Below are 9,830 nucleotides of genomic sequence, written 5' to 3'. Positions count from 1 at the left end.
CAGTGGGGGAGCGTGGGGGTCAGCTCCCGGCCCGCTCGTGCCGGTCGGCGGCCGCGAACAGGTCGTCGGCAAAGCTGCGGTCGGTGCGGGCGAAGGTCCAGGCCCATTCACGGACCGCGTCGGCTTCGGCCTTGCGCGACGGCGGGGCTTCGGGGGCTGCCGCCTTCCAGCCGGTCAGGAGCCGGAGGCCGAGGGACAGGACATGCGACAGGGCGCGGGCCGCCGGCGAGGCGCCGGGAGCATCGACGGAAAGACCGTTGGCGAGGATCGTGGACATGGGGTTCTCCTGAAGCCCCAACGCGGATTCGCACAGGGCTGGGGCAATTATAAGGGTTAACCCTAATTCGTGCTGGACCCGGTACCAGACCCGTGAAACCCGCATCGTGGCTGGCGAGCTCATTCGTTACCATGGCGCGGGCCGCTCCGACCCGCCTCCATCCAAGACCGGCACATGGCTGACACGAAATTCGATTCCGACTCGCTGCCCGGCGTCGTATCAACCGCCGCCTCGGACCTGTCGAGTCTGCGGCCCAGCCTGGTCGAGAACGCCCTGACCCAGGCGCTGCCCCTGCCCGACATCATGTTCGGCGGCGCCGTGCTGGTCTTCGTGATCATGTTCCACGCCTTCTGGATCCGCATCATCACGAGTTCGTATCTCAAACAGACCCACGCGCTGCGCCTGCGCGCTTCGCTGTGGCGTGCCGACCTGCTGTTCACGGTTACGGTGATGATGCTGCTGGCGCTGCACCTGGCCGAGGTGGTGGTCTGGTCGGCCGCGCTGAAGTCCGGCGACATCGTGGGCGACTGGTCGAGTGCGGCCTACTTCGCGGCCAACTGCTACACCGCGCTGGGCGAACCGTTCTCGCTGCCGCGCGCCTGGCGCATCGTGCCCCCGATCATCGGCATCTCAGGCATCTTCGCCTTCGMCTGGACCGCCAGCGTGCTGGTCAACTTCGTGGCGCGCTACAACGAGCTCCGGGCCAACATCCTGGCCCACGCGGAGGCGGGCAAGCCGGGCGACCGCGCGACGCTTCCGTAGCGGCGGGCGGGAATCGCGGGCGGCCCGCACGCCCGGGCCGATACCATCGGCGGCATGAGTCCAAAGCGCCCACGCATCTACCTGGCCGGCCCCGATGTCTTCTTTCCGGGGCGCGAAAGCATCTTCGCTGCGCTGAAGGCGCACTGCGATCGCCTGGGCCTGGCCGGTGTCGCGCCGACCGACGCCCCGCTGGCCCTGCCGCCGGCGGCGAACGACGACGAGCGGGCACAGGCCATCTACGAAGGCAACGCCGCGCTGATCCGCGAGGCCGACGGCGTCATCGCCAACCTGATGAATTTCCGCGGCCAGGAGCCCGACTCCGGCACGGTGTTCGAGGTCGGATACGCCGTTGCGCTCGGCAAGCCGGTGGTCGGATACGGCGTTCCGCGGGGAAGCTATGCGGACCGCGTGCAGGCCGCGATTCCGTGCCGGCGCGACGCTGCCGGCGTGGTCACCGAGCTGGCCAGCGGGACGACGGTCGAAGGGCTCGGGCAAGCGCTGAATCTCATGCTCGCGCGATCGATCGCGTTTGCACCCGACGCCGCGGCGGCGCTCGACAGTCTGGCGAAGAAGCTGACACGCGGATCGCCGGCGACGCACTGAGCAAGGCGCCCGGGTTCAGGCGGCCTCGGGCCGCAGCCAGCGCAGCGCGTAGCCGCGCAGTGCCTCGATCTGCTGCCCGATCAGGCTGAGTTCGGTGCCCACCAGCTGCGTGGCCGGGTCGCCCTCGCCGTCCGGCCCGGCCAGGCCGGCCAGCCGCTGGACCTCCGACACCCGGCCCGTCATCGCCTCGAGTGCCTCCGCCGAGGCCTGCTCGATGTTCGCCGCCAGTGCCTCCAGGGCCTCCGCCGCTCCGGCCGCCGCCGCGTGCAGCGCGGCCGCGTGCGCGGCGCTGCGCAAGGCCACGCGGTGCGCACCCAGCGCCGAAAGATAGCTCAGCAGGGTGTGCGACTGGATCAGGAAGCGCAGCGCGACGCCGGCCCGCGGCCGCACCAGTGCGGGCTCGCGGAACATCTCGGAGACGGCGACCGCCAGCGCCGCGTCGGCGTTGTGGGCGTTGCGCCGGGCCAGCCGGTAGGCCAGGTCGTCCCGCGCGCCGGCGTGGTACTGCTGGGCGATCCCGCGCAGATAGAGCGCCTGGTTGCGCATCGCCGCAGCCGCCAGTTCGTTGAAGCGCCGCGCCTGCCAGTGCGGCAGCACCAGCACCATGGCCAGCCCGGCGATCAGGCTGCCGATCGCGGTATCGACCAGCCGCGGCACGATCAGCACGCCGCCGTCGCCCACCTGGTTGAAGCACATCAGCACCAGCACCGTCATGCTGGCCGTGGCCAGCAGGTAGCGCGTGCTGCGCGTCGCGAAGAAGAGCACGCCGGCCACCACGGCCAGCAGCGCCTCGACCAGGTGCTGGGGAAACAGGTCGAGCAACGCCCAGCCGATCACCACGCCGACCGCGGTGCCCGCCATGCGCTGGCCCATGCGCGACACGGTATCGCCCCATGTCTGCTGGCAGACGAAGAGCGTGGTCAGCAGAATCCAGTAGCCCTGCGCGGGATGGATCACGCGCATCAAGCCATAGCCGGCCACCAGCGCGAGCGCCAGTCGCAGCGCGTGGCGGAACAACGGCGATCGCGGCGTGAGCTGGCGCCGGACCCGCTCGAGCGCATCGCGCCAGGAGCGCGGCGAGCGATCGAACAGGCCCATGTCCGTGCGTCCGGCCCGCGCCGAGGGCTGGGTGGCGCCGGCCAGCTGGCCGTCGAGCTGCTCCAGGTTGCGCGCGAGCGCCTCGACCGACGCCAGCAGCGCCTGTCGCACCGGCTCTGCGGCATGCGAGCGCTCGTGCGCGATCGCGCTGCGCAGGTCGGCCAGCGCCTGCACCGTCGCACTGTCGGCGGCGAAGGGCTCGCGCCGCTCGATCGACAGCCCGAGCCGTTCGCAGGCCTCGCCCTGCAGGCGCAGCACGCGCTGGCAACGGTAGAGCAGGTCGCTGTGGAAGAAGGCGTCCGCCAACGCGTTGTAGTCGTCATGGGACGAGCTCGCGCGCTCGTGCACGTCCTGCGCGATCAGGTAGAGGCCGCGGTAGCGCGCGATCCGCCCGGTGGGCGCGCGGGCACCGATGCGCCTGAAGATGCTCTCCTTGGCGGCATTGAGTTCGGCCACCACTTCCGCATTGAGCTGCGACAGCGACAGCCGCTTGCGCTCGATGTCGATGCCGCGCAGCGGCTCGAACAGCGAGGCCTTGAAACGCACATAGTGGCCCAGCACCGCATACAGCCGGGCCAGGCGCGCCTGCACCGGCTGGGCCGGAAAGGCCACGCACCAGGCCACCGAGAAAACGCCGTACCAGGCGGCGCCGGCGAGCAGCAGCAGCAGCTCCAGGCGGCGTTCGACTGGACCCGCGAGCGGGTGGTTGCCGATGCCGAGCGTGGCGTACATCGCGAGGATCAGCGTCGCGTAGCCGATCGCCTTGTAGCGCGCCTCGACCGCCCCGAGCATCGTCAGCCAGAACGCGGCCAGCGCGAGGCCGGCGATGAACGGGATGGGCATGTCGATCAAGGCCGACACCGCGAATGCGGCCCCCGCGAAGCAGGCCAGCGTGACCATCTGGGTGCGATAGCGCCCCCGCCCGCTGTCGTCGGTCTCGGCCAGCGCGCTCGCGATCGCGCCGAGGAACAGCGGGGTCACGGCCTCCATCCGCCCCATGGCGCCGCACGCCGCCATCAGGCTGCCGAGGGTCAGCAGCACCCGCAGCGCCTGGGCCTGGCCCGAGCCCCACCTGTACAGCCGTTGCGGAAAGGTATCGATCACGAAAGAGAGCATGCCACCGCTTCTCGCAGGATGCGTGCCACGACCCCTGCCCCCGCGCAACGGCTGCGCGCGGCACGGTGTCCTACGCGGTACTGCTCGCGTAGTACCGCGACTTGTCCTCGTACATGGCGCGGTCGGCCCTCAGCAATGCCGCTTCCAGCTGGTCCCCGGAAGCGCAGGTCGCCACGCCGATCGCCAGGCTGACGGCACGCCCGCTCTGCCCCGCATGGAACTGGTTGTTGAGGTCGAGCAGCGACAGGATGCGCTCCCGCATGGCCGCGGCGCCGCGCTCGTCGGTCGTGGGCAGCAGCACCGCGAACTCGTCGCCGCCGACGCGCGCCGGCCAGCCGGGCGCGTCCACGGCCTTGGAGAGCACTTCGCCGACGCGGCGCAGCAAGGCATCGCCGGCGGCGTGGCCGTCCTCGTCGTTGGTGCGCTTGAGTCCGTTGAGGTCGATCGCGATGACGGACACCGGCCAGGGGCCCTTGCGCGACAGCCGGTGCAGCTCTTCGGTATAGAAGGCGCGGTTGCACAGCTGCGTCAGCACGTCGTGCTTTCCGAGGTACTCGAGGTAGGCCTCGGCCTTCTTGCGCGCCGTGATGTCGACCAGCGACACCAGCACCAGGTCCCAGGTCTGCAGGTGGTGCTGCAGCACGGTGAACTGCATGTGGATGTTGATCAGGTCGCCGCTCAGCGAGTAGTTGACGACCTCGCGCTGCTGCGAGGTCTTGTTGTCCCAGAGGTCCCGCAACTGCTCGGCGAAGGAATCCTGCATCTCGCCGCGAAACACCTTGCCGATGTTGCGCAGCAGGTCGGGCGTGTCGGCGGCGCCGAACATCCGCAGCGTCTCGCGGTTGACGTCGATCACCCGGATCTCCTGCATGCAGCGGGTGACGAATTCAGGATGCACCTTGATGAAGGTCGTGAAATCGGTGATGCCGCGCTGCCGGATCTCGTCGAGCAACTTCTTGACGGCGCTGAAATCCTCGACCCACAGCGAGACCGGCGAGTGGCCGAAGAGGTCGCGCGCATAGCGCTCGGCGTCCGTACGCTCGCGATAGGCGGCGACGCGGGCCGTGATGTCTTCCAGCGACACCAGCACGCGGTCCCAGCGCGCTTCGTGGCCCGGAAGGATCCGCAGGCGCACCTGGACGTCGAGCCGGCGGCCGTCGAGCGTGTAGTTGACGGTCTGGTTCTCCGCGCTCAGGGCCCCCTGCCAGAGCTGTTGGAGCTCATGCAGGACGCTGTCGGCCATGTCGTCGCGGAAGACCTGGTCCAGCGAGGCCAACAGGGCTTCCTGGCTCGGTGCGCCGAACAGGGCCAGCGTGTGCTGGTTGACGCGCAGGACCTTGAAGCGCGCCATGCAGTCGCGGACACGGGCCGGATCCTCGGCGAGGTGCGCGGCCAGGTCGGTGACGCCGGCGGCTCGCCATTCGTCGAACAGGTCCTTGAGTCCGCTGTAGTCCTCGAGCCAGAGGGAGACGGGCGACAGGTCGAACATCGACTCGAGGTCGGTAGACTGGGACATGGAGGCAGGTTTCCTGGAGGCAGAGGCTGGATTTCGCGCCAAGGGGCTGGATGAGTCGCCTATTGTCCATGCATTGCATTTCGCATCGCAGCTGGCGGAGGTCGCCTCGGCGCTGCGGATCCGCCGCCGATGGCGGCCCGGGTGCTCAGAAGGATTGCCGGTCGCGCCAGCGGTAGTAGCGCACCGAGGGCGCGAGGAACCACGGGTTCCCGGTGTAGAGCGGCCGGGTCTGGAAGGCCAGGCCGTCCAGCGCCGTGCGTCCCTCGGCCAGGCGCCGCCCATCCCGACATCGGACGAGCGCTGGGTKATCGACTCGAGCGAGTTCAACCGGCACCTGGAGCGCACCCTGCAGACGCACGACACCTCGCTCTCGATGCAGACCGCCGCCGAGGTCGGCTATCTCACGACCGCGCTGGCGCTGGTCGGCGTCGGCACCGGACTGGCGGCCGTGCCCGACTATGCGCGGCTGTTCGCGGGCAACTTCGATGTCCGCTTCATCGCGCTGCGCGGACCGGAGATCCGGCGCCATTTCTTCATCTACCAGCGGCGCGGCATGGCGCTGTCGCCGGCGGCCGAGGCCTTCGTGGCGATGATGCGAGAGCGCGCCGGGCTGCCGGTTGCGGCCCAGGCGCAGGCCTGACTTGAGGCCAGCCCTATCCGCGCGTCTTCCCCGCCACCAGCCGCATCCCCGGCATCAGCTCGGCCGCGAGTTCCGGCCGCTCGAGCGCGTACTCGAGGTTCATGCGCGCGATCTCGACGTGCTCCTCGCCCAGCGCCTGCGCGCGCGAGCCCTGGCCGCGCTCGATGGCCTGGACCATCGCATGGTGCGTGCGGTGGGCCTGCTTCATCCACTGGTGCCCTTCCTCTTCCATCGAGGACTGCATCGGCAGCATCGCGCTCGGCGAGKCGAAGGGCTGGCCGTCGAGCATGTCCATCACGCGCTGCAGCGCGAGGTTGCCGCAGCCCTGCATGATCAGCCGGTGGAAGCGGTCGTTCATCTCGACATAGGCCGCGTAGTCGTCGAGGCCCATCTCGGGCTTGTTGACCGCCTTGTCGCCGTCGTCGAGGCATTCGTGCAGCTCGCGCAGCAGCTGGCGCGAAGCGCCTTCCTCGGCCAGCAAACGGGCCGCAAAGCCCTCGATCACGCCGCGCACGCGGATCGCGTCGGCAATCTCCTGCGAGGTGAAGCGACGCATCTGGTAGCCGCCGCTCGGCGACTGCTCGATCAGGCCCTCATGCTCCAGGCTGGTCAACGCCAGCCGCACCGGCGTGCGCGAAGCGCCGAGCTTTTCCGCCAGCGGAATCTCGGCCAACCGCTCGCCAGGCACGAATTCGCCCTTGAGGATCAGGTCGCGGAGTTGAACCAGCACGCGGGATTGTTGGGAGTCCATCTGGGTCGGCGAAGCGAAGGAATGGCTAGATTCTAAGGAGAATGAAAGTCACTGCACACATTCAGCGGCCATTGGTCCATTTGTTGCATACACCAAACGAATGGTGCATCCAAGATGGCCTGATGCACCTCAAAGATGCATCGAATAATCAGTGTTAACCCTCAATTTAGGCCTTGAGGCGATCACGCGAAATGAAAGATATTGACCTGGAACAGAAACAGCTTCGACAATGTATGCAATTGCATGCAGTCCTGTTTTCCCACAGTCACCCTTCGATGGAGCACCCATGATCAGCGCTGAACAGAACGATTTGATGACCCGGGTCGGCCGKGGCACCCCCGCCGGCACGCTGCTGCGCCGGTACTGGCAGCCGGTGGCCCTCGCCGACGAACTGGCCGGCCCGCGCCCGGTCAAGGCGGTTCAGCTGATGGGCCAGCACTTCGTGCTGTTTCGCGACGAGAAGGGCCAGCTGGGCATGCTCGACCGCGACTGCCCGCACCGCGGCGCCGACCTGGCTTTCGGCCGCCTCGAGGACGGCGGCCTGCGCTGCCCCTTCCACGGCTGGCTGTTCGACGCCAAGGGCAACTGCCTCGAAACCCCCGCCGAACCCACAGGCAGCAAGCTGTGCAGCCGCATCAAGCAGGCCGCCTACCCGGTCGTCGAGCGCGCCGGCACCGTGTTCGCCTACATCGGCGAAGGCGAGCCGCCGGCGTTTCCCGAGTTCGACTGCTTCGTGGCGCCCGACTCGCACACCTTCGCCTTCAAGGGCCTGTTCGAGTGCAACTGGCTGCAGGCGCTCGAGGTCGGCATCGACCCGGCGCACGCCTCCTACCTGCATCGCTTCTTCGAGGACGCGGACACGTCGGAAAGCTACGGCAAGCAGTTCCGCGGCGCCTCGGCCGACTCCGACATGCCGATCACCAAGGTGCTGCGCGAGTACGACCGCCCGGACATCAGCGTCGACCCGACCGACTACGGCATGCGCCTGACCGCGCTGCGCAAGCTCTCGGAAACGCAGACCCACGTGCGCGTGACCAACGTGGTGTTCCCGCAGGCCTTCGTGATCCCGATGAGCGCCGAGATGACCATCTCGCAGTGGCACGTGCCGGTCGACGACACGCACTGCTACTGGTATGCGATCTTCACCAGCTTCACCGGCCCGGTCGACAAGCAGCAGATGCGCGACCAGCGGCTCGAGCTCTACGAGCTGCCCCACTACACTTCGCGCAAGAACAAGCGCAACAACTACGGCTACAGCATCGACGAGCAGCTGAGCCAGACCTACACCGGCATGGGCGACGACATCAACGTGCACGACCAATGGGCCGTCGAGTCGCAGGGCCCGATCCAGGATCGCACGCGCGAGCACCTGGGAAGCACCGACAAGGGGATCATCACCTACCGCCGCATGCTGGTGAAAGCCATCGAGAGCACGCAGGCCGGCGAAGGCGCGCCGATGCTGATCGACGCCGCGCAGGCCAGCGCGCTCACCGGACCGCCGTCGATCGACGGCATCGGCGAAGCCGGCAACACCGACGGCTACTGGCAAAGCGCCGACCGCGAACGCCGCCTCAAGTCGGACTGGGCCTCGGCCCGCCTGGCCGCCGCCTGAGCACGCAACGCCATGAGCTCTTTCGTAGACTGCCACGGCCTCTGGTCCGACGACCAGCTGAAGCAGGCCCAGGAACTGGTGCGCCGCATCGATGCCGGCGAAGTCGACGTGGTGCGCTTCGCCTGGCCCGACCAGCACGGCCTGCTGCGCGGCAAGACCCTGGTCGCCAGCGAGGCCCGCGCCGCGCTGTGGGACGGCGTCAACCTGACCTCCACGCTGCTGGCCAAGGACACCTCGCACAAGACCGTGTTCCCGGTGTTCGCGGCCGGCGGCGGCTTCGCCATCGAGGGCTTCCAGGGCGGCGCCGATTTCACGATCGTGGCCGATCCCTCGACCTTCAAGCTGCTGCCGTGGGCGCCGCGCTCGGGCTGGGTCCTGTGCGACGCCTACATGGCCGACGGCAAGCCCTGCCCGTATGCGACGCGCCAGATCCTGCAGCGCGCGGTGAAGCAGCTCGGCGAGATGGGGCTGGACTTCATCGCCGGCCTCGAGGTCGAGTTCCATGTCTTCAAGCTCGAGGACCCGCGCATGGGCCTGGCCGATTCGGGCCAGCCCGGCGAGCCGCCGCGCGTGTCGCTGCTGTCGCATGGCCACCAGTACCTGACCGAGCTGCGCTACGACCGCGTCGACGCCGTGATGGAGCTGCTGCGTTCGCAGCTGGTCGCCCTCGGCCTGCCGCTGCGCTCGCTCGAGATCGAGTTCGGCCCGAGCCAGTTCGAGCTGACCTTCGGCCCGACGGCCGGCGTGCTGCCGGCCGACACCATGGTGCTGCTGCGCAGCGCCATCAAGCAGATCTGCCAGCGCGCCGGCTACCACGCGACCTTCATGTGCCGGCCGCGCATCCCGAACGTCATGTCCAGCGGCTGGCACCTGCACCAGTCGCTGCGCCGCAAGAGCGACGGCGTGAACGCCTTCATGCCGGCCGAGCCCGGCCAGGACCTGAGCGAGATCGGCCTGCACTACCTCGGCGGGCTCAAGGAGCACGCCTGCGGCTCGGCCGCGCTGGCCAGCCCGACGATCAACGGCTATCGGCGCTACCGCCCCTTCTCGCTGGCACCCGACCGCGCCATCTGGGCCCGCGACAACCGCGGCGCGATGCTGCGCGTGCTGGGCGGCGTCGGGCAGAATGCGACGCGGATCGAGAACCGGGTGGGCGAGCCGACCGCCAATCCGTACCTCTACCTGGCGTCGCAGCTGTTCTCGGGGCTCGACGGCATGCGCAACAAGACGAACCCGGGCCCATCGGCCGACGCGCCCTACGAGACGCCGGCGGAGCACCTGCCGCGTTCGCTCGGCGATGCGCTGAAATGCCTGCGCAACGACGAGATGCTCAACGCGCAGTTGGGCAAGACCTTCGTCGACTATCTCTGCCACATCAAGGAAGCGGAGATCGCCCGCTTCAACCTCGAAGTCAGCGAGTGGGAACACCGCGAGTACTTCGATATGTTCTGATCC

10 protein-coding genes are annotated in these 9,830 nt (G+C 68.8%); 5 read left to right on the top strand and 5 right to left on the bottom strand.

Annotation, left to right across the window (positions count from 1 at the left end; all coding sequences use genetic code 11):
• Positions 1-19: 19 nt before the first annotated feature.
• The gene (locus AC1D2E_RS04780; protein WP_478196351.1) at positions 20-277 is read right to left on the bottom strand and encodes a hypothetical protein; all 258 of its coding nucleotides are present in this window, start codon (positions 275-277) and stop codon (positions 20-22) included.
• A 174-nt stretch (positions 278-451) separates the two neighbouring features.
• Between AC1D2E_RS04780 and AC1D2E_RS04775 the strand changes: the two genes are divergently transcribed.
• Positions 452-1,039, top strand: coding sequence for a hypothetical protein (locus AC1D2E_RS04775; RefSeq protein WP_478196350.1), 588 nt, complete (start codon positions 452-454; stop codon positions 1,037-1,039).
• A gap of 54 nt (positions 1,040-1,093) precedes the next feature.
• A complete protein-coding gene (locus AC1D2E_RS04770; protein ID WP_478196349.1) occupies positions 1,094-1,642 on the top strand; it encodes a nucleoside 2-deoxyribosyltransferase in 549 nt (182 codons plus the stop codon).
• 15 nt (positions 1,643-1,657) lie between these two features.
• Here the strand turns inward: AC1D2E_RS04770 and yccS are convergent, their stop codons facing one another.
• From yccS to AC1D2E_RS04755, 3 genes are all read right to left on the bottom strand, one after another.
• Positions 1,658-3,856: a YccS family putative transporter gene (yccS, locus tag AC1D2E_RS04765; protein ID WP_478196348.1), complete on the bottom strand. Its 2,199-nt coding sequence runs from the start codon at positions 3,854-3,856 to the stop codon at positions 1,658-1,660.
• A gap of 70 nt (positions 3,857-3,926) precedes the next feature.
• Positions 3,927-5,372, bottom strand: a complete 1,446-nt coding sequence (locus AC1D2E_RS04760; protein WP_478196347.1) for a sensor domain-containing diguanylate cyclase — start codon at positions 5,370-5,372, stop codon at positions 3,927-3,929.
• Positions 5,373-5,517: 145 nt separating this feature from the next.
• Positions 5,518-5,730 (bottom strand): hypothetical protein, encoded by a 213-nt coding sequence (locus AC1D2E_RS04755; RefSeq protein WP_478196357.1) that lies wholly within the window; start codon positions 5,728-5,730, stop codon positions 5,518-5,520.
• Between AC1D2E_RS04755 and AC1D2E_RS04750 the strand changes: the two genes are divergently transcribed.
• Complete coding sequence (locus tag AC1D2E_RS04750) at positions 5,653-6,012, top strand: LysR substrate-binding domain-containing protein (protein WP_478196356.1); 360 nt, start codon at positions 5,653-5,655, stop codon at positions 6,010-6,012. The genes AC1D2E_RS04755 and AC1D2E_RS04750 overlap by 78 nt on opposite strands.
• 13 nt (positions 6,013-6,025) lie before the next feature.
• On the opposite strand, the gene AC1D2E_RS04745 is transcribed toward AC1D2E_RS04750, so the two are convergent.
• Complete coding sequence (locus AC1D2E_RS04745; RefSeq protein ID WP_478196346.1) at positions 6,026-6,763, bottom strand: GntR family transcriptional regulator; 738 nt, start codon at positions 6,761-6,763, stop codon at positions 6,026-6,028.
• A 286-nt stretch (positions 6,764-7,049) separates the two neighbouring features.
• Between AC1D2E_RS04745 and AC1D2E_RS04740 the strand changes: the two genes are divergently transcribed.
• Both AC1D2E_RS04740 and AC1D2E_RS04735 read left to right on the top strand, forming a co-directional pair.
• Positions 7,050-8,375 (top strand): aromatic ring-hydroxylating dioxygenase subunit alpha, encoded by a 1,326-nt coding sequence (locus AC1D2E_RS04740; RefSeq protein WP_478196345.1) that lies wholly within the window; start codon positions 7,050-7,052, stop codon positions 8,373-8,375.
• A gap of 12 nt (positions 8,376-8,387) precedes the next feature.
• The gene (locus AC1D2E_RS04735; protein WP_478196344.1) at positions 8,388-9,827 is read left to right on the top strand and encodes a glutamine synthetase family protein; all 1,440 of its coding nucleotides are present in this window, start codon (positions 8,388-8,390) and stop codon (positions 9,825-9,827) included.
• Positions 9,828-9,830: the final 3 nt, after the last annotated feature.

It is taken from the genome of Variovorax sp. P1_H2 (assembly GCF_056405295.1).
This window is presented reverse-complemented; position numbering and strand designations above follow the sequence as displayed.